The sequence below is a fragment of the Paraburkholderia caffeinilytica genome, from assembly GCF_003368325.1.
GTDB lineage: Bacteria > Pseudomonadota > Gammaproteobacteria > Burkholderiales > Burkholderiaceae > Paraburkholderia > Paraburkholderia caffeinilytica.
In genome coordinates, this window is the sequence record NZ_CP031466.1 from 300,763 (window position 1) to 320,161 (window position 19,399).

A 19,399-nucleotide genomic window follows, 5' to 3' on the forward strand; every position below is an offset into this window, starting at 1 on the left:
CGGACATTATGTTTGCGGCTCTGGGTGACCGCTCATGGCCGGTAGTACGCGCTCGGTCCGTCAATCGCAAGACTCTGAAAGACCTCAATCATAATTTGGCCTGTTGATGACGCCTTTTTGGCCGCGTACGCTACAGTAAAAATCGTGCCAATGCGGAACTCGCGGGCTGTAGCAATCAGGAAAAATGTCGGTGCGGGACGGGGAGTATAACGATGAAAATGTCTCACAGAATAGGGAGCCCCGATACGGCGGGGCCGGTGTGGGGGCTTGTCTTTGGCATGTTCATGACGGCAATCGGAATAGGCCTCTGGTTTTACGCGACGTCGTCGGCCTCCTCAGGACGACAGGATGAATCGTTGGCCGTAGCGGCCGTCATCATCGGCCTGTTTTCTGCCGTCTACGCGGGGCGCGAACTCTGTCACAAACGCCGGTAGATCGCCTGTCTTAATCGACATACGACCCACACACTCCCCGACGCTAGTCAACGGGCCCCGCTAGCGATAGCGGTGGCAAGGCAGTCTCGCTGCGACTGCAGACGTGACCGGGCGGTCATAAGCGCGTCCAGGGACGCTAGCTCCTTGTCGCGAGATCCCAAACGCTGAAGCAGCGAAATGTACTCCCTTCGCACCGCAATCACGCCGTCAAGCGCCACTAGGGCTTGCTCAACTTCGCAGAGTTGTCGTCGCAGGTCATCTGTCATTTCAATCCTCCCGACGGACGAACGCATCCTGTTCCTACTGGACCCGCTCCAGCGACGCCAGTGCGCCCTGGCTCCCGTTGGCGATGCCGAAGGCTGTGGATAATCCAGCAAGCTTCCCCGATTCCCATCAGCGCTCTCCCAAGGGCGTAGTGGATTGACGCGGGCCCCGCTGGCGTGGCTTGACCGTACGGGCACGGTTTCGCCCGAGGCGTCCTCTCGCGTCCATGGTGGACTCGCCAAACTACTGTGTAAACGTACAGTATCGCGGGTTGCACGTAAAGACCTAGACTTATCATTCCGACACAAACGCGGAGCGCACCATGGTCACCAAGACCGTCCGCCGGACATTTTCCGGTCTGACTTCGGCGTTTTCGCCAGGTCCGAAGGGCAAGCAAGGGGTCGCATATACCGTGAAATCGGCCCAGCAACGCGCCGACGAAGCCTGGAGACGCACGACGCACGGAGTCCACAGTTCCCTACTCAGTAAAGTTCCGAAAGCCTGATTTTCGGAAACCAGAAGCAGGACCGAGCCTGCCGTCCGAATTAGCTGTCACCTAAGCCGGAGACGAACCATGACTGCGCCGCAAAAACTTTACGGTGTGACGCTGAAGCCCCAAGCCCGGGCTCCGCGCAAGCTGATCGAAGTCCCCGACCCCGAGGCGCGCCCCGACCTTTTGGAAGCCGTTCGCCGAGCCGTGACTGAGAATCGGGAGGCTGGGGAGCGACGGCCCCGAAAATAATTCGATCTGGTATGGCGGCCTTGGCACATGCGATTTGAACGACGAGGCATAGCCGCCCGGGCTGGAAAACTGTCGAATCGGGTTGCCGACGGGTACGGCGTAGGGAATCGCTCCGCGCCTGAAAGCAAAGGTCCGATGGCGATCAAAGGCAACGCCGAGCGATATGCCGCGGTCGGGCGGACTTGCTCTGCCGACGGCTTACTGCGCCGCCGGAACCTGCCATGCCCCACCCAGCGCTTGAAACAGCGCCGCCGTATCTGCGAATCGATCGGCCTGCGCACGGGTGCGGTCGAGCGCGATTTGCAACACCTGCCGCTGCGTATCGAGCAAGCCAAACTGGCTGACCCCGCCCGCCGAATACTGCGCGTGCGCGATGTCGAGGCTCGCCTGTGCCTGCTGGGCGGCATCGTCACGCGCCTGCAGTTCATGTGCGTCGTTCTGGAGCGCTGTCAACGCATCCGCCACCTGTTGCAACGCCTGCAGCACCGTCTGTTGATAGTCGGCGAGCGCCGCATCGTAAGCCGCTTGCGCCGAACGCTTCTTCGCGCGCAATTCGCCGCCGTGGAAGATCGGCTGTGTCAGATTCAGGCCGAAATTCCAGATGTTCAACCCGCTTACCACGTCCTTGATACTGGTGCGCTCCGAGCCGATCCCCGCCGATAGCGCAAACTGTGGATACAGGTTCGCTGTCGCCACGCCGATATTCGCACTTGCCTGATGCAGCAATGCCTCCGACGCACGGATATCAGGCCGCTCGCGCGCGAGCGTCGACGGAAGGGTAAGGGGCAACGTATCCGGCAGATGCAGCGAATCGAGCGTGATGTCGCCGAAATCCGCCTTCGACGGCGCAATGCCAAGCAGGATCGCAAGCTGATGATCGGCTTGCGCGAGTTGCGTCGCGAGCGGCGATAACGAAGCACGGGTTTGCGCAAGCAGCGTCCGCTGGGTGCGCACATCGAGCTGCGAGACACCACCTGCTGCAAAGCGTCCTTCCATGATCGAAAGTTGCTGTGCCTGAGTGTCGGCGAGGTTTTGTGTCAGCGCGATCTGTTGCTGCAGCGATGCACGCCGGACCACAGTCAAGACGACATTGCCCGCGAGCGAGAGCCGCACCGCTTCGAATTCGAACGCCTGATAGTCGACTTGCGCCATCAGCGCTTCCAGCGCCCGGCGATTGCCGCCGAAGATATCGAGCGCATACCACACGCTGACCGACGCGTTATACAGCGTGAACGGCCCCGGATTCTGCGCATTGGGAATGCCGAACTGCGCGATATCGATTTGCTGCCGCACACCGGATACGTTCGCGTCGACGCTGGGAAATTCGCTAGCGCCAAATTGCGCGTTGTAGTTTTCGCGCGCCTCGGTGAGTTTCGCGCGGGCTTGCGCGAGCGTCGGGCTCTGCTGTAAGGCCTGCTCGACCAGACGATCGAGCGCGTCGGATTGAAACTGCGTCCACCACATCGGAGTGGCCCGCTGGGCAGCGTTAAACGTTTGGGACGCCCCTGCAGCACCGTTTGCGGCGACCGTGGCGGCGGGCTGTGCCTCGCGCGTATAGGTCTTCGTATCTGGCGCCGCAGGCACCTGAAAATCCGGTCCAACCGTGCAACCAAATAGCGCGACAACGGAAACGAAAGCGAGCGGTTTCATCGACCCGTCTCCCTAGTCGAGCGTGCGCCGATAGAAGCGCAGCGCAATGCCCATCACGACGATCGTGAACAGCGCCACCGGCCATACCGACGGCCACAGATCCACCCAGCCGTTCCCCTTGAGCAGAATGCCGCGAATCAACCGGTTGAAATACGTGAGAGGCAGCAGATTACCAATGAAGCGCGCCCACCCCGGCATCCCCGCGAACGGAAACATGAAGCCTGACAGCAGCAGGCTCGGCAGAAAATAGAAGATGGTCAACTGCATCGCCTGCAGCTGGTTCTGCGCCAGCGACGACAGCGTAATACCCACCGTCAGATTCGCAGCGATAAACAGCAGCGCGGCCAGATAGATCGCAATGGCACTACCGAGGAACGGTACATGGAACACAAAGCGTGTCGCAGTGAGAATGATCGTCGCCTGAATCAGTCCGATCATTACGTAAGGCACGATCTTGCCGGTCATTACTTCGATCGGCAGCACGGGGGTGGCGAGCAGGTTTTCCATTGTGCCGCGCTCACGTTCGCGGGTGATCGCAAGGCCGGTCATCATCACCATCGTCATGGTCAGGATCACGCCCATGAGGCCCGGCACCACGTTGTATTGCGTGATGGCTTCCGGGTTGTACAGCTGGTGGACCTCCACGTCGAAGGCGGCGGGGCTGCCGTTCAGGTGCGCGAGCGGCCCGGTAATGTTCTTGTTCGCGACCGGCTGCACGAGGCCAGGCAGGGCTGCGACGGCGGTGCTGGTCGCGGTCGGGTCGGTGGCGTCTGCTTCGACCAGCAGAGACGGGTGTTCACCACGCAGCAGACGACGCGAAAAGTCTACCGGCACGCTCAGCACGAACTGCACACGGCCCTGAGCCAGCGCGCGGCGGCCGGCTTCCTCATTGGGCAAGGTTTCGACGATGTCGAAATAGTCGGAGTTCTTCATCGCCGCGACGAAGCTGCGCGAGAAGGGACTCTCGTCGCCCACGATGACGGCGGTCGGCAGATGCTTCGGGTTGGTGTTGATCGCGAAGCCGAATAGCGTGAGCTGGATGATCGGCACGCCTACGATCATCGCAAACGTGACGCGGTCGCGCCGCAACTGGCGGAACTCCTTCAGCACGACGGCCCACCAGCGCGTCAGCGAGAACAGTACGCGCGTGGTCACGATGGTGCTCCGTAGTTGTCGGTCGAACGGGCCATCAGGGAGATGAAGACGTCTTCGAGCCCGGTTTCGATGCGCTCGGTGCGTAACGCCGTACCTTCTGTGGCCTGTTTGACCGCGGCCTCGAGCGCGGCGTGGTCGAGGCCGCTTACATGCAGCGCTGAACCGAACACGACGGTTTGATCGACGCCGGGGGTTTTGCGCAATTGCTCCGCCAGTTTGCTCAGGTGCTCGCCGTAGATGGTCCAGGTGGCGAGGTGTTGCGATTCGATGATCTGTTTCGCCGTGCCTTGCGCGAGCAGTTTGCCGTAGGCGATGTACGCCAGCTTGTGGCAACGCTCGGCTTCATCCATGTAATGCGTGCTGACGAGAACCGAAATGCCGCGCGCGGCGAGCCGATGCAGTTCTTCCCAGAAGTCGCGGCGCGCGGCGGGATCGACGCCTGCGGTCGGTTCGTCGAGCAACAGCAATTGCGGCTCATGCAGCATGCAGGCGGCGAGCGCGAGGCGCTGCTTCCAGCCGCCGGACAGCGCGCCCGTCAACTGGTTCGCGCGGCTTTGCAGTCCAAGCGATTCGAGCGAGCGGTCGACCGCCTCGCGCCGGCCCGGCATCTGATAGATGCGCGCGACGAAGTCGAGGTTCTCGCGGATCGTCAGGTCGTCCCAATAGGAAAAGCGCTGCGTCATGTAGCCGACGTTGCGCTTGATCTGCGCGCTCTCGCGCACGATGTCGTAGCCAAGGCATGTGCCGGTGCCCGAGTCCGGCGTCAGCAGGCCGCACATCAGGCGGATGGAGGTCGTCTTGCCGCTGCCGTTCGGCCCGAGAAAGCCGAAGATCTCGCCACGCGCGACCTGCAACGACACATCGATGACGACATGCTTGTCGCCGAAACGCTTGTTGAGCTTCTGCACGTCGATCGCGTGTTGCGGCGCGGGCGGGTTCATTTCAGCGTGACCGCGATGGGTTGGCCAGGATGCAGCTTGACTGCGTCAGCGGCGGACGGATGGGCTTCAACCATGAACACCAGCTTCGCGCGATTCTCGTTGCTGTAGATCACGGGCGGCGTGTATTCGGCCTCGCTCGACAGGTAAGTGATCTTCGCCGCAACGTCCGCCGCGCAGCCATCACAGTGGATCGTCAACGCACGGCCAAGCGCGAGCTTGCCGACCACGGTCTCCGGCACGAAGAAGCGCACCTTCACATTCTGCGGGGGCAGCATCTGCACGACCGGATTGCCGGCCTGGACCCACTCGCCGACGCGATATAGCGTGTCGTACACGAGTCCTTCCGCGGGCGCGCTGACGCGCTTCTGGTCGAGCTTCCATTGCGCCTGGGCGACGGCTGCCTGCGCCGCCGCAACCTGCGCACTCTGTGCGGACAATTGCTGCGTTCTGCCTGGCAGTAGCGCGACCTCGACCTGGCTGGTCAGCTCGCGGACCTGCGCGGCGGTGGCGTCGGCATCCGCGCGCGAGTCGTCGAGCTGCGCCTTCGCGATGCCGCCAACACGGTACTGCGCTTCGTCGCGCGTCAGTTTCAGCGCGGCCTTGCGGGCATTGGCGACGGCTTGCGCCAGTTGCGCCCGGGTGACGTTCACCTCGGGACGGCGCTTGCCGGTCCGGATGTCCGCGAATTGCGCGCGCGCCGCGACGAGTTGCTGTTGAGCTTGCTGAAGCGCGGCGGCTTCATCGACGGATTCGAGCGCGAAGACAGGCTCGCTTGCCGCGACGGTTTGCCCGCGCCCGACCGACAGTTGCGTCAGCGTGCCGGACTGCGACGAACCGAGATACACGAACTCGCCCTCCACGTACCCCTGATACGTGTTGTCGTCGTGATGCGAGCAGGCGGCCAGCGTCAGTGCGACGAACAGCATACAAACGCAGGCACGCAAAAGCCGGGTCATGACTTGCTCCGTGAAGCTACGCGGCGCTTCGACGGCGCCGCACGCGACAGCGGCTGCATGCCGCCGATCAGCAGCGCGCTCACATGCCGGCGCAACGCGTCGCGCTCGATAACGGGCAGACCGCGCGCGCTCTGCCAGATCTTCGCAGTGGCAAGCGGCAACATCACCAGCGCGAGTATCGAGTTGAACAGCATCAGCGCTTCGAGTTCGCTATTGACGGTGCCATCCTGCTGCGCCTGCGCGACGTGAGCGCCAAAGCGCTTGATGTTGTGGAATGGAATGCGCTGCAGCATCCGTTCGCGCAGCAGGCCGCCCTCGTTGACGATTTCCCGCAGCCACAACGGCGGCAACCACGGCATGCGCTCCGTCACATCGAACAGGCGCGCGACGAATTCATGAACGAGCGCGAACGGATCGCTCGAGGGGTCTTCTGCTGCAGGCCGCCAGACGAACTCCGCGGCCGGGGCAAGCCGCTCGTCGACCACCGCATCGAGCAATCGTTCGCGATTAGTGAAGTAGTAATGGACTAGCGCCGACGCGACATCCGCGTTAGCCGCGATCTGCGCGACGGTGGTGGCGGCAATGCCGCGTTCGGCAAAGAGCCGCGTTGCGGTATCGAGCAGATGTTCTCGCACGTTGAAATCCTCGACCGCTGGGCGGCGGCCGAGTGGCTTCGCGGGCGAGCGTTTCGCGTTCATCAATTCAGAATAATTGATGAGTTAGTTAAATTCAAGATCAGGTTGCGCCGCATGCCATCTGGATGCCTCTGATGGATGGTGTCGCCGTATCGGTCTGGGGCGTGGGCGCCTGGCACCCGCGAAAGGCGAGCGAAACGCCCCTCCTCTGCGCGAAAATCAGCCGTCCTCAAATCTCGAATGGACTTGACGAGTCGTGCCGCGGATAGCGGCAGCACACGGCGGCGCTAGTTCTTCAGAATGGTTTCGCGACGGCAGGCCAATTTCCCTCGCCGACTCCCACCCCTACTTCACCGCCCCCAACGCCAACCCCTTCACCAAAAACCGCTGCAACCAGGCAAACACAATCGAAACCGGCAACGTCGCACAGAGGGTAGCGGCCATCACCAGATGCCACTCGACGACGTACTTCCCGGCCACCATATCCGTAACCTGCACGGTCAAAGTCTTATTCTCCGGCGACCGAATCAACGTATAAACAACCGCAAACTCATTCCAGGCATTGATGAAAGTAAAGATCGCCGTAACAACAATCGCAGGCACAGCCAACGGCAAAAACACCTTAAAAACAGCCCTGGTCCTCCCACACCCCTCCAACCAGGCCGACTCCTCCAAATCCCTCGGCACCGTCTGAAAGTAAGAAGACAACATCCAAACCGCAAACGCGATATTGAACGCCGCATAAGAAACGATGACGCCAATCTTGGAGTCAACCAGATTCCCATCCCCATAAGGAATCATCGCCGCGAGCCGGAACAGACCAACAACCAGCAAAATCGGCGACAGCATCTGCGTCACCAGCAGAAACTGCGAATACAGCCCCTTCCCACGAAACGGAAACCTCGCCAACGCATAAGCCGCCGGCAAGCTCACCGCCAAGGCCAACGCAGTCGACAAGAAGCTAATCACGCAACTATTCCTCAGCGCCACGCCGAAGTTAGCCGCAACCCACATATCCGAAAAATTGCTCCACTGCCAATGCACCGGCAACCACCTCGCCGGATAAACAAAGATCTCAGTAGCCGGCTTCAACGCAGTAAACAACATCACAGCAAACGGAAACAACACCGCCACAATCAGCGGCGACAACGCCAACCAGCACCACAGCGAGCGCTTCATCTTGACGCTAAGACTCATGACGTCTCTCCTTCTTTCGCGGGCTGCAGGCGCAGATAGGCGATCGAGAAAACGAACAGCATGACGAGCATGATCAGCGATACTGCTGCGGCTTCGCCGGGACGTCCCAGCCGGAACCCAAGCTCATAGAGATACGTAACGAGAATATGCGTGCCGTTATCCGGCCCACCTTGCGTCATCACCCAGATAATCGGGAAAGAGTTGAACACGTAGATCACGTTCAACAGAATCGCCATGTTGATGAACGGCCGCAAGAGCGGCATCGTCAGCTTGCGAAACTGTTGCCATGCGCTGGCGCCATCCATTCGCGCCGCTTCGTAAATATCACCCGGTACCGACGACAACCCGCCCAGCAGAATCGTCACCGTAAATGGAATCGACACCAGAATGCCAACGGCGATCTCCACGGGAAACGCGAGTTCCGGCGTCGCGAGCCAATGTATCGGACCGTTGATGAATCCAAGCCGCTGCAACGTGACGTTGACCATGCCGTAGTCGTCGTTGAAGGCCCAGCGCCACACCACGGCGGTCATCGTCAGCGAGACGGACCACGGCAGCATCACAATCGTGCGCGCCACGCCGCGTCCATAGAAATCCTGGTTCAGCACCAGCGCAACCGGCACCGAAATCAGCACGGTGCCGCCCACCACGAACACGGTCCAGATAATCGTCCGTTTGGCGGCGGCGAGAAACGAGGGGTCCGTGAAAATCGTGTAGAAGTTCTGCAGACCGGTGAAATCGCGGATCGCGCCGAAGCGCGAAACCTCGTGCAGCGATTGCCACACGATGTTGAAAATCGGATAGCTGATGATGAAAAGCGCCAACACCAGACTCGGCGCAATCAGCAACCAGGGCGCTTGCAGGCGCGAAGAAGCGGAACGGCTCATGCGTGCTCGATCGTAAGACGCGCCCACATCTAAAAAGCGGACGCGACGGGATGGGCCGGATAGTGCATTACGGACATGACAACCGAAACGCGCGCCGCCTTCGCAACGGCGGCGCGCGTTCCGTGTTCAGCAAATTTCAGCAAATCGCTACGAGACGACGCGTTTTACTTGCCGAGCGACTTGTTTGCTTGCGCCGCCGCGGTGTTCAACGCGTCCGCCGGCTTCGCCTTGCCCAGGTAGATCGATTGCATTGAATCGGTCACAGCCTTCGCGGTGTCTTCCCAACCGGTCACAGTCGGAGCGAAGTGAGCCGTGGGCAGCAGCGCGACGAAAGATTTGGTATCCGGATCATTGAATGCCGGATCGGTCGCCTCAGCCTTGGTGGTCGGCAGGAAGCCTTCCGTTGTCGTGAATTCGACGCGCGGTTCCTTCGTGAACAGATAGTCCAGGAACTTCCAGGCCGACTTCTTCACCTTCGAGTTCTTGAACATCACGATCGAGTCGGTCACCGCATAAGTAGCGTGCGTCGTGCCCATCGGGATCGGATCGATGCCGTACTTCAGGTTCGGCGCTTCCTTCTTGATCTGCTTCGCGAGGAACGGCGCGGAGATCATCATCGCGACGCGGCCCTGCTTGAACAGGTTCTGCACGTCTTCGCGACTGTAGCCGGTCACGCCAGGCTGCGTCAGGCCGTCGTCGATCAGCGTCTTGTACAGCGTGGCCGCCTTGACGCCAGCCGCCGAATTGAAGGCGGCCTTGCCGTCCTTGCCGACCACGTCGCCGCCGTTGGTCCACAGAGCGTAGTAATAGTAGACGTCCGTTTCGATTTCCTTGCCTTGCAGACCGAAGCCGGCAACGCCCTGTGCCTTCAGTTTCTTCGAGGCCTCGATCACGTCATTCCACGTTTTCGGGCCGTCGGGATAGCCGACCTTCGCGAGCAGATCCTTGTTGTAGTAGAGCGCGCGAGCGGAAGCGGCGATCGGCAGGCCGTACACCTTGCCGTTGATTTCGCCCGGTGCGAGGAACGGGCCGATGAAGCGGCCCTTGAAGCTCGCGTCCATGTAGCCGTCGAGCGGCTCGGCGACGTCGTCCTTCACGAAGTCGAGCAGCCAGCGCGTGCCGACAATCGCCAGGTCGGCGTTGGCGCCGCCGGAGATGTCCGTTTGCAGTTTCTGTTGCAACGTGTCCCAGTTCACGTCTTCGATCTTGATCGTGGTGCCGGGATTGGCCTTCTCGAAGTTACGGGCCATCTTTTCGAAGTACGGCGCGGTCGCATCGCTGTAATGCGCGACCGTCACGCGGACCGTGTCGGCGTGAGCCGCGACGGCGATACCTGCAAACGCGAGCGCCACGGCAACTTTGCCTAGCGCGAGGGAAGCACGGGCATGCAACGACATTTTTCTCTCCTGTGTCGATCGGAGTTCGCGCTCTTGCTGTCGGCCGGAGTGAGTGCTTCAGCACTTACTCCGGGCCCATGCAAAGCTCTTGCTCCGGTCCCATCCAACGATGGTGGGGGTGGTCTGCTGCCGTCGCCGGCCGCTTTGGGTTAAATTGTTTGAAAAAATCCTACATGACGAAAAATAGCTTGTCACGTAGGGTCTGCCATATTTTTTCTCAGTCAGTTTTGTGCATAAGATGCTGTAAAGCAGGGGTATTCTGCGTAACGCGAAGTCACGGATACCCAATCTTCGGGATGGCTAGACAACTGTTCCGGATCGGTTTTGTAGGAAATTTACACGCTAGACCGGTGCGGCAACGAGGTTGAGGAGCGAGGAAGGACATGAACCGTGTGGTGTTGGTGACGGGCGCTTGCGGTGGGATCGGCCGCGTGTTGTGCAAGCGCTTTGTGGAGGAGGGCGACACTGTGCTGGCGCTCGATATCGACGCGGTCGCGCTTCGCGGATTGGTTGCGCAACTCGGCGACGCGCATGTCACGCCGATCGCGGTCGACCTGGGTGACGCCGCCGCAGTGCAGCAAGCGGTCGCCGACGCGGTGAAAACGCGCGGTCCGGTGGACGTGCTGGTTGCCAACGCGGGTGCGGCCAAAGGTTTGACGCTCGCCACGACCGACGCCGTCAGTTGGCAACGCGACATTCATCTGAATCTGAACGGCACGTACCACACGGTGGAAGCGGTGCGCGCGTCGATGATCGAACGGCAGAAGGGCGTGCTGGTGCTGATCGGTTCGGTGAACGGCATGGCCGCACTCGGGCATCCGGCGTATAGCGCGGCGAAGGCGGGGCTCATCAGCTACACGAAAGCGCTGGCGATCGAGCTCGGCCGGTACGGCATCCGCGCGAACATCGTCTGTCCGGGCACGGTGAAGACGCAGGCGTGGCAGGCGCGCGTCGACAAAAATCCGCAGGTCTTCGAGGATCTGAAGAAGTGGTACCCGTTGCGCGACTTCGCGACACCGGACGATATCGCCGATGCGGTGCTGTTCCTCTCGTCGCCGATGGCGCGTGTAATTACCGGCGTCGCGTTGCCGGTGGACGGTGGACTGATGGCCGGCAATCGTTTGATGGCGGAAGAATTGACGCTCGAATCGCTCTGAATGGATTGGATTCGCTTTGAACGGTTTTGACCCGATAGCACGGCGCGCTCTTTGCTCGATAAAGCAAGGCAGCACGTTCGCATGACAGCACGACGATGAGGACAGCATGGCAGCAGTGCAACTGAGCGGCATCTTCAAACGCTATGGCGACACGCAAGTGGTGCACGGCATCGATCTCCACATCGACGACGGCGAGTTCGTCGTGCTGGTCGGCCCGTCGGGTTGCGGCAAGAGCACGTTGATGCGCATGGTGGCGGGGCTGGAAGAAATCAGCGGCGGCGATCTGATGATCGGCGGCACGCGTGCGAATACGCTCGCACCGCAACAGCGCAATATTTCGATGGTGTTCCAGAGCTACGCGCTCTATCCGCATCTGTCGGTCTACGAAAACATCGCGTTCGGGCCGCGGATTCGCAAGGAATCGTCGGCGAGTTTCAAGCCGCGGATCGAAGCGGCGGCGAAGATGCTGAACCTCGGCGGTTATCTGGATCGCTTGCCGCGTGCGCTGTCGGGCGGTCAACGTCAACGGGTGGCGATGGGCCGCGCGGTGGTGCGCGAGCCGTCGCTGTTTCTGTTCGACGAACCGCTGTCCAATCTCGACGCCAAACTGCGCGTGCAGATGCGCACGGAAATCAAGGCGCTGCATCAGCGTCTGAAGAATACGGTGATCTACGTCACGCACGATCAGATCGAAGCAATGACGATGGCCGACCGCATCGTCGTGATGAACGCGGGGCGGATCGAGCAGGTGGGCCGTCCGCTCGACCTGTACGACCATCCGGCGAATCTGTTCGTCGCGAGTTTTCTTGGCTCGCCGTCGATGAATTTTGCGGAAGGCGTGCTGGTCAATCGGACGGAAGGGCAAGGTTTCGCGTTGAAACTCACGGACGGCGCCGAGATCGTGCTGGAGGGCACTCCGGCTTCGGCGGTGGTCGGCGCAAAGGTCACGCTCGGTGTCCGTCCCGAACACATTGAAACGATGGCTGACAAGCCGGACGCGGCCATGGAAGTCGAAGTGGTCGAGCCGACTGGCGCCGAGACCCATTTGTACGGGAAAATAGGCGGCAACACGTGGTGCGTGACGACTCGCCAGCGCTCGAAAGTCGAGCCCGGTCAGCGCGTCACGCTGCGTCTGCCGGCCGAGCATATTCATCTGTTCGATACGGAGAGTGGACGCAGGCTGGTCTGAACCGCGTGTTGCCGCTTGAGGCTGATTCAAGCTGAGTAAGCCGATTGAAGCTGCGACGCGACGCGGATTCATTTAACCCTTAAGGAACACCGGGTGTCCGCACCGAACTTGATTCCCCACATCCGCAGCGCATTGGCCAATCTGCGGCCCGCAGAGCGCAAAGTTGCCGAGATGGTGCTGAGCGACGTCGACTTTGCGATGCGCGCGAGCATCACGGAGCTCGCGCAGCGCGCGGAGGTGTCCGAGCCTTCCGTCACGCGCTTTTGCCGCGCGATCGGTGCGCATGGTCTGCGCGACTTCAAGATGCAATTGGCGCAAAGCGTCGCGGGCGGGGTGCCGTATGCGTCGACGGCGGTCGCGCGTGACGACGACGTGCAGACGTTGATGGACAAGGTGGGTGAGGCAGCAGTCGATGGGATCACGCATGCGTGCGCTGCGTTGGATCCGGCGGTGGTTGAGAGTGCGATTGCGGCGTTGTCGAGCGCTGGGCGGGTTTTCTTCTTCGGTGTGGGTTCGGGTTCGGGACTCGTCGCGCAAGATGCGGCTTTAAGGTTTTTGCGGCTTGATATCGCGGCGACTGCGTTTACCGACGGTCATCTGCAACGGCTTTACGCGGGTCTCATGGAGCCGGGTGATGTGGCGTTTGCGATTTCGCATTCGGGCCGCAGCGTCGAAGTGAATGAAAGCATTCAGATCGCCAAGGAACGAGGCGCGACGACGATCGCGCTGACTAATGTGGGCTCGCGGCTGGCGTGGTTGGTCGATATTCCGCTGCTGCTGCGCGTGCCGAGTCCGATCGATCCGAATACGCCGGGCGTGTCCCGGCTCGTGCATCTGTGCATCATGGATGCGCTGGCGATCGGCGTCGCGTTGAAGGCGCGGCCCAAGACGCTTGAAAAAATGCGGCACGCGAAGGCGCGGTTGTCGTCGCATGAGCCGGAAGCGGCGGGGGATTGATTAAGATGGACGGCCAGCCAGAATTGTACAAGGACTGCCATGCGGAAAAGGCTGTCGTCTCGATTGTTAGTCGTTGACTCGCTTCAGCGCACCCTGCTTTTTCGTTTTGTTCACAAGTACGGGGCGCTTGCAGACCAAGCCTACTGGGCAACACCAGGAGGCGGACTAGAAGAAGGCGAGAGCTTCGAGGAAGCTGCGTGTCGAGAACTCCTGGAAGAAACCGGTATTGAGCGAAATGATGTCGGTCGACATGTCGCCGAACGTGCTTTCCGCATGCAACTTCCTGACGGTGAATATGTTTGGGCCGAGGAGCGCTTCTTTCTCGTAAGCGTGTCGAGCAACGTACTTTCGCGAGCGCAGTGGACCGCGCTCGAACGCGAGGTTATGGCGGATAGCCGTTGGTGGTCGCTGGCTGAACTAGCGAGCACCTCAGAAACGATCTATCCGGAAGATTTAAGTGCCATCCTGAACGCATCGGGTCTTTCTGGCAGCAACTGATCAATTGGCCATTCCATACCGGGACGCGACCTGTTTCTCTCGTCAGGTCCGCCGCACGACCCCTGCGACGAATACGTGAACAATTACGCTGCTCGAGGACGCCAGGCGATCATGCCCGCCGTCCGTGCACGAACCTCCGGCGAGGCTAAACAGGTCGCTACGGCTTCGTATCCTGGTGTGCCTGGATAGGGGGCGACGAGAATGGGCGGACTGTGATTGGCTGGGCAAAAGATAATTGACTCATCAGGGCCGGTTACAGCCAGATCCAGGATCGCCGAAGAGCGCGTCATCAGAAACAGCGGGCGCGCACTCACTTTGGCGCGTTGGCGAAGATGGATGACCAATGCTTCCTGCGTCGTATGATCCAGCCCTTGCTCCACCATGTCGACCACGAGGGCGGCTGACTCTTCAGATTCCAAGCCGACGAGCAGGGCGATTAAGGCTTCCGATTCTGCTGCGCCTTCTCCGATGAGCCACGCCAGAGTCTGATCCACTCGAGATTTGAGCGCCGCATCCGCTTCAAGGCGGGCTACGGTCACGGCATTTCCATCGTTTAGCCGCTCGAGGCCCAGGAAAACGGCATTCGGTAGGTTCGCAGCCAGGCATTTCGCCAGCCGTGTCTTACCGCTTCCCAACGGGCCGATGATGTAATTCAGCGGCCGGATTTCGCGAAGTTCGAACCGTTCGCTGCCCCACGGCCAAGGCAGATCGAAGGCCGTGCTGAATCCGGTGGAAGGGTTAAGCAGGCGTGCCAGTTCTCCGTCGGCAGGCACCTGACCTCGGGCGAGATCGGCCCGAAGCCCTTTGACTTTGGCTATCGTATCCACGAGCTGCCGAATTCCAGCTTCAAGCGTCGCTTCGTGGGCAGCCAAGGCGGGTTCCAGGCTCTGAGGATCGCCTTTCAACACTTGCGCCGCCTGGGCGAGACTGAGGCCAAGTACGCGTAGGGCCACAACCTCCGCGGCACGAGTCATCTCGTCGGGGCCATAGGTGCGATATCCGGCGACAGTGCGTGTTGGCGTCACCAGGCCTCGCTGCTCGTAGAGTCGTAGGGCCTTGGCCGAGACGCCGAGCTGCCTCGCTGCTTCCGAAGCACTCAAAAATGGGGTGGAACAACGCATGAGTCACCTCTTCGTTTGCTGACCACGCACATCATGGAGTTGGCCCTTGGGGCCGAGTCAACAAGATATTTTCGGTGCGGTATCGCTTTCGCGTCATCGTTTTACAACGAACAGCGCACACCATAAAATCCGCCAGATCAGCTGAACCCGCAGATGCGCCGCGCATTGCCAAAAAATACCCCGAGGGGAAAAATCGACTTGGATACCGCTCGCTATCAACTCACCGCGCAATTGCGTGCGTTCGGCGTTGGCGTGACCTACGAGGGCGCGTCGCGTGTCAATCCGTACGAGGCTCAGGCGCTGAGCTTATATGTGCTGGACGGCCATACGCTGCGCCGCGTGGTCGACGATCTGGCTGTCGAGAACAATTCCGGCGAATGGGACGGCAATTGTGCCGGCACGTTCTCGGCCACCACGCGCACGCTCGCCATCGGTCCGACCAACAGCGCAGGCTACGCGACGCTGCGCGTCGGCGAAACCTCGAAGGAAAGCGTCAGTAAGCAGACGAGCAAAGACTGCGTATCGACTGATCGTCCGTCGAAACACTCCACCACGACGCTCGAATATGACGGCACCGCTTACCGGGTGCCCAAAGCATTGCACTATGAGTGACTGTGGCGCGGCGAAGGCGCAGCGGACTGACGCCGATGGCAAGTGATCTTGCTTCGGCGCCGGCTAACGATCGTTCTCGTCCGAAAATGCTTCGGTAATAGCCTGCACGATTTGTGCGCCCAACGCAGGCCGATCGTCGAACAGCGGATAGCGCTTGCGCAAGTTGTTCGACACGCTGTTGCCGTTCTGCCGGACGCTGCGAATGATGTTGTCCAGATCGTTGTCTGGCGCTTCGAGAAATTCCTTGATGGCGCGCCGTGCCGAGTCGTTGGCGTGCAGAAAGCGCGCTTCGGTGCGCATTTCATGCGTTAGTGTCATGTCGATCACGTCAGCAAGATAGATGACGTGTGCGGTCAGATCGGGATAGCGCCAGGCGGGCAGTGCGTCGTCGTAGGCGCGAAAGTGCAGGTTGTATTCGACACCGTCTTCCGCGATCTCGGTCTTGCCGAACGTGTACTGATCTGCATAGTGTTTCATCAAGGGGCGCGAGAAGCGTTCGAGGACCTTGTCGTAGGCGGCGCGATCGCGCGTGCTGTGGGTGATCGTTGCGGACACCGGCAAGATGATCGGCGTAGGCACCGCACCGTCGCGACGCAGAATGTCGTTGATCAGGAAGCGCGAAATGCGGCCGTTACCGTCGGCCATAGGGTGTACATAAACGAAACCGAACGATGCCGCGGCTGCACGTACGATCGACGCCCCCCCTTCGGTACGCTCCAGGAAGCGGCTGAGCCCTGCTAGCATCGTCTCGATGTGTTCCCAATGCGGTGCGATGTAATCGACCACCGGTTGATAGCGCGCCACATGTCCCACGTACACCGGGGAGCGGCGGATGCCGTAACGCAGAGCCGACTGCCCCAGGATGCCACGTTGCAAGACGTCGAGCGTTTCGGCGTCGAACGGATTGGCATGCTGTCCGCATTCGCTTTCCATGACCGCGGCAAAGCGGCGGATCCGATCCTCTTTGTCCTGCTCGTGCTCGATCAGAAAGCTCGCGCGGCTTTCTTTGACCGTCAGCCAGACGGCGCTGCGCATAATCAGATCGATGCCGTAGTCCGCCTCCAGCGCGGCCAGTGGCGCGGTAAGGTCGTACGCTTCGGCGCGCTGAACCGCGTCGACGCGTCGGATCACCGGGCAGAAGTCTCGATTCCCCGGCAGGTTGTCGCGCACACGCCACCGCGCGTTGTTAGCCGGCGTGCCTACGATGAATTCCTCGGGATTCAACGCATCGACATAGTTTCCCCGGGAGACGCCAGGTGCGTTTAACGGCTCCGGCATCAGCCATTCATAGAAGAAGCAGGCGCGGCGCGCATACGCGCCCGTGGGTTCGCGGGCGATCCATGCCTCCAGTTCGTGGCGCACCGGCTGCAGCGCATAAAGCCGTGCGAGGAACTCCAGATGAATGCCCTCGTGTCTGAAGGCGAACGTCAGGTTATCGGTCAGGCTGGCGGCCGGACGGTAGGGTTCGGGGTAAACCTCTCGCCGAATATCACCGTCGGTGGACGTGGAGCGAATCCGTCCGATTTCGCTCTGAACGGCGAACGGGTGGACCGGTACGACGCCGTACGTGTTGGATAGCCATTGATAACCGATCTGCGGCATGATTTTCGATCCGGGGTGGCTGGGACGCGTGCGAGGACAGTCTGTTTCGCTCAGTTTCGATTATTCGGCTCTCAAAACGATTACAAAACGCCTGTTTTTCAAAAAAACGATTATACGGCGTCTGCGCATCGTTTCGATTACTCGGCTCTCAAAACGATTACAAAACACCTGTTTTCTAGAAAAACGATTACTTTTCCCTTCCCGGGACGGTTTATTCGGCCCGCGGCGCCGTCGCCATCCACCCAAACCGCCGCGACAACCTGAGCGTTGCCGCGCGCAACGTCTGCGCCGGGCCGCCCACGAGATCGCTATCGAAGCTGCCGCTTGGCCCCATTACGGCGAGCACGAGGCAGATGCTGCCGGTATGGTCCAGCACCGGCGCGGCCAAGGTATTGATGCCCGGCACGGGCCGGCTCAACGCGGTATCGATGCCGTCCGCGCGGATTTGCGTGAGGCGCTGTGTGTAGGCTTTTGTCAGCTGCTGCGGTGATTGCGCCGTCCCCGCAAAAATCTCCGCTGCCTCAGCCCCTGCCAGCCGCAAATGATCCTGCGCCAACAGCCCGTGACGCACATCGTCTGCGACATACGCGGCAAACACCCGTCCGATTGCCGTATTCACCAGCGACATCACCGTGCCGACCCGCAAGCTCACATGCAGCGGCCGCGCCGACTCTTCCAGCCGCACGACGGTCGGCCCGAGCGGCCCGAGCACCGCCATCGCGACGCTCATCCCCGTCGATGCCGCCAGTTCGACCACTTCCGGCTCAGCTTCCCGCGTCGGCGACAAACGCTGCAAGCCGATCAAACCGAGCTCGAGCGCTAAAGGTCCGGCTTCGAAGCAGCCGGCGGTATCGCGGTTCAGCAAGCCGATCTTGAGCAGACTCACCAGATGCGGAAACGCTTTGGCCGGCGGCATGCCCGCCGCAGCCGCAAGATCGCGCAAGCTCAATGGCCGCGCAGCCGCAACCAGCGCGCCGAGCAATTCGCCCGTGCTATCGAGCGACTGGATACCGCGCTGCGGCTTTGCATCGGCGGAAGCGCCGGAGGCCATGGAAGAGAGGTCGGGAGAGTCAGTCACGATACGGAAGAAGCCAACAAAGAAGGCGTGGCCGCAAGTTCGGCGCCAATGGCGTGAGCTGTAGCCAGCAGCGCGCGAGCCGTCGAACCATCGGCGGCGACGTCGATCGTGCCCGTCGAGCCGATCACGGTCAGCGCGAGGCACAAGCGGCCGTCCGCATCGAGCACCGGCGCGCTCAAACTGCTGATACCCGGACTCGGCGCATCGACGCTGCATTCCAGCCTGTATGTGCGGATAGCGTCCAAAGCGGCTTCGAACGTGGCACGTTCATCGGGCGGCGTCATCACGCTATCCACCGAACCCGACTGATTCGCCCACATCCCCGCCAACGCCTCGCGTGGCAGATAAGCGCAAAACACGCGCCCTGTCGACGTTGCCGGCAGCGACATCACCGTGCCCACATGCAGATTCACGTGCAACGGAAAGCCCGCATGCTCATAGCGGACGATGGTCGGCCCTTGCGGCCCGGCAATACAGATTGCGACGCTGAACCCGATCGTCTCGGCCAAAGCCGCTACGCGCGGCACGGCGGCACGAAACGCCGGCTGGTTCTCCAGATGCATCAATCCGAGCCGCAACGACAGCGGACCGGGTTCATAACGGCCCGACAACTCGTCACGTTTGATCAGACCTAACCGCGTCAAGCTCACCAGATAAGCATGAGCCTGCCCCGGCGCGATCTGCGCGGCGGTGGCGAGATCGGACAAAGCCAGCGGGCTGCGCGCCTGCGCGAGCGCCAGCAACACGCGGCCGCCCACTTCGACGCTCTGAATCCCGCGCTGCGTCTTGCTGCCGTCCGGTGTCTCGCCGCCGCCCGCGCCTTTGCCGGTGGCCGATTTCACTGCTTTGCTCACACCCGCGCTCGTCCGTAAAAAGGGTCCATGTTAGCCGAAGCCCTGCGCGAAAACCGCGCCTTCCTGTTCTTAT

General features: G+C 61.1%; 17 protein-coding genes. 5 read left to right on the plus strand and 12 right to left on the minus strand.

What is annotated here, in order from left to right; all coding sequences use genetic code 11:
- Positions 1-1,638: 1,638 nt before the first annotated feature.
- The 8 genes from DSC91_RS01455 to DSC91_RS01490 form a co-directional block, all read right to left on the minus strand.
- A complete protein-coding gene (locus DSC91_RS01455; protein ID WP_115776494.1) occupies positions 1,639-3,090 on the minus strand; it encodes an efflux transporter outer membrane subunit in 1,452 nt (483 codons plus the stop codon).
- Between the two features lie 12 nt (positions 3,091-3,102).
- Positions 3,103-4,245, minus strand: a complete 1,143-nt coding sequence (locus DSC91_RS01460; RefSeq protein WP_115776495.1) for an ABC transporter permease — start codon at positions 4,243-4,245, stop codon at positions 3,103-3,105.
- Entirely contained in the window at positions 4,242-5,186 is a 945-nt protein-coding gene (locus DSC91_RS01465) for an ABC transporter ATP-binding protein (RefSeq protein WP_115776496.1), read from the minus strand. The genes DSC91_RS01460 and DSC91_RS01465 overlap by 4 nt, the downstream gene beginning before the upstream one ends.
- Positions 5,183-6,142 carry an HlyD family secretion protein gene (locus tag DSC91_RS01470; protein WP_115776497.1) on the minus strand — a complete coding sequence of 320 codons (960 nt, stop codon included), beginning with the start codon at positions 6,140-6,142 and terminating at the stop codon, positions 5,183-5,185. Before DSC91_RS01470 ends, DSC91_RS01465 begins: the two co-directional genes overlap by 4 nt.
- Positions 6,139-6,840 (minus strand): TetR/AcrR family transcriptional regulator, encoded by a 702-nt coding sequence (locus DSC91_RS01475; protein WP_115776498.1) that lies wholly within the window; start codon positions 6,838-6,840, stop codon positions 6,139-6,141. Before DSC91_RS01475 ends, DSC91_RS01470 begins: the two co-directional genes overlap by 4 nt.
- Positions 6,841-7,122: 282 nt before the next feature.
- Positions 7,123-7,974, minus strand: coding sequence for a carbohydrate ABC transporter permease (locus DSC91_RS01480; RefSeq protein ID WP_097395558.1), 852 nt, complete (start codon positions 7,972-7,974; stop codon positions 7,123-7,125).
- Complete coding sequence (locus tag DSC91_RS01485; RefSeq protein ID WP_115776499.1) at positions 7,971-8,861, minus strand: carbohydrate ABC transporter permease; 891 nt, start codon at positions 8,859-8,861, stop codon at positions 7,971-7,973. Before DSC91_RS01485 ends, DSC91_RS01480 begins: the two co-directional genes overlap by 4 nt.
- A 164-nt stretch (positions 8,862-9,025) precedes the next feature.
- The gene (locus DSC91_RS01490) at positions 9,026-10,258 is read right to left on the minus strand and encodes an ABC transporter substrate-binding protein (protein ID WP_115776500.1); all 1,233 of its coding nucleotides are present in this window, start codon (positions 10,256-10,258) and stop codon (positions 9,026-9,028) included.
- A gap of 383 nt (positions 10,259-10,641) precedes the next feature.
- Here DSC91_RS01490 and DSC91_RS01495 point away from each other — a divergent pair, with 383 nt between their 5' ends.
- The 4 genes from DSC91_RS01495 (at position 10,642) to DSC91_RS01510 (ending at position 14,059) form a co-directional block, all read left to right on the plus strand.
- Positions 10,642-11,415 (plus strand): SDR family oxidoreductase, encoded by a 774-nt coding sequence (locus tag DSC91_RS01495; protein ID WP_115776501.1) that lies wholly within the window; start codon positions 10,642-10,644, stop codon positions 11,413-11,415.
- 106 nt (positions 11,416-11,521) lie between these two features.
- The gene (locus DSC91_RS01500; RefSeq protein WP_115776502.1) at positions 11,522-12,604 is read left to right on the plus strand and encodes an ABC transporter ATP-binding protein; all 1,083 of its coding nucleotides are present in this window, start codon (positions 11,522-11,524) and stop codon (positions 12,602-12,604) included.
- A gap of 93 nt (positions 12,605-12,697) precedes the next feature.
- Positions 12,698-13,561 carry a MurR/RpiR family transcriptional regulator gene (locus DSC91_RS01505; protein WP_115776503.1) on the plus strand — a complete coding sequence of 288 codons (864 nt, stop codon included), beginning with the start codon at positions 12,698-12,700 and terminating at the stop codon, positions 13,559-13,561.
- A 39-nt stretch (positions 13,562-13,600) separates the two neighbouring features.
- Complete coding sequence (locus DSC91_RS01510; RefSeq protein WP_115776504.1) at positions 13,601-14,059, plus strand: NUDIX hydrolase; 459 nt, start codon at positions 13,601-13,603, stop codon at positions 14,057-14,059.
- A gap of 83 nt (positions 14,060-14,142) precedes the next feature.
- On the opposite strand, the gene DSC91_RS01515 is transcribed toward DSC91_RS01510, so the two are convergent.
- Positions 14,143-15,180: a MerR family transcriptional regulator gene (locus DSC91_RS01515; RefSeq protein ID WP_115776505.1), complete on the minus strand. Its 1,038-nt coding sequence runs from the start codon at positions 15,178-15,180 to the stop codon at positions 14,143-14,145.
- Between the two features lie 198 nt (positions 15,181-15,378).
- Here DSC91_RS01515 and DSC91_RS01520 point away from each other — a divergent pair, with 198 nt between their 5' ends.
- The gene (locus DSC91_RS01520) at positions 15,379-15,792 is read left to right on the plus strand and encodes a PA3715 family protein (protein WP_115776506.1); all 414 of its coding nucleotides are present in this window, start codon (positions 15,379-15,381) and stop codon (positions 15,790-15,792) included.
- A 63-nt stretch (positions 15,793-15,855) separates the two neighbouring features.
- Here the strand turns inward: DSC91_RS01520 and DSC91_RS01525 are convergent, their stop codons facing one another.
- The 3 genes from DSC91_RS01525 to DSC91_RS01535 form a co-directional block, all read right to left on the minus strand.
- Positions 15,856-17,394 carry a Fic family protein gene (locus DSC91_RS01525; protein ID WP_115776507.1) on the minus strand — a complete coding sequence of 513 codons (1,539 nt, stop codon included), beginning with the start codon at positions 17,392-17,394 and terminating at the stop codon, positions 15,856-15,858.
- Between the two features lie 211 nt (positions 17,395-17,605).
- The gene (locus tag DSC91_RS01530; protein ID WP_115776508.1) at positions 17,606-18,445 is read right to left on the minus strand and encodes an IclR family transcriptional regulator; all 840 of its coding nucleotides are present in this window, start codon (positions 18,443-18,445) and stop codon (positions 17,606-17,608) included.
- 23 nt (positions 18,446-18,468) lie between these two features.
- Positions 18,469-19,326, minus strand: a complete 858-nt coding sequence (locus DSC91_RS01535; protein WP_115776509.1) for an IclR family transcriptional regulator — start codon at positions 19,324-19,326, stop codon at positions 18,469-18,471.
- Positions 19,327-19,399: the final 73 nt, after the last annotated feature.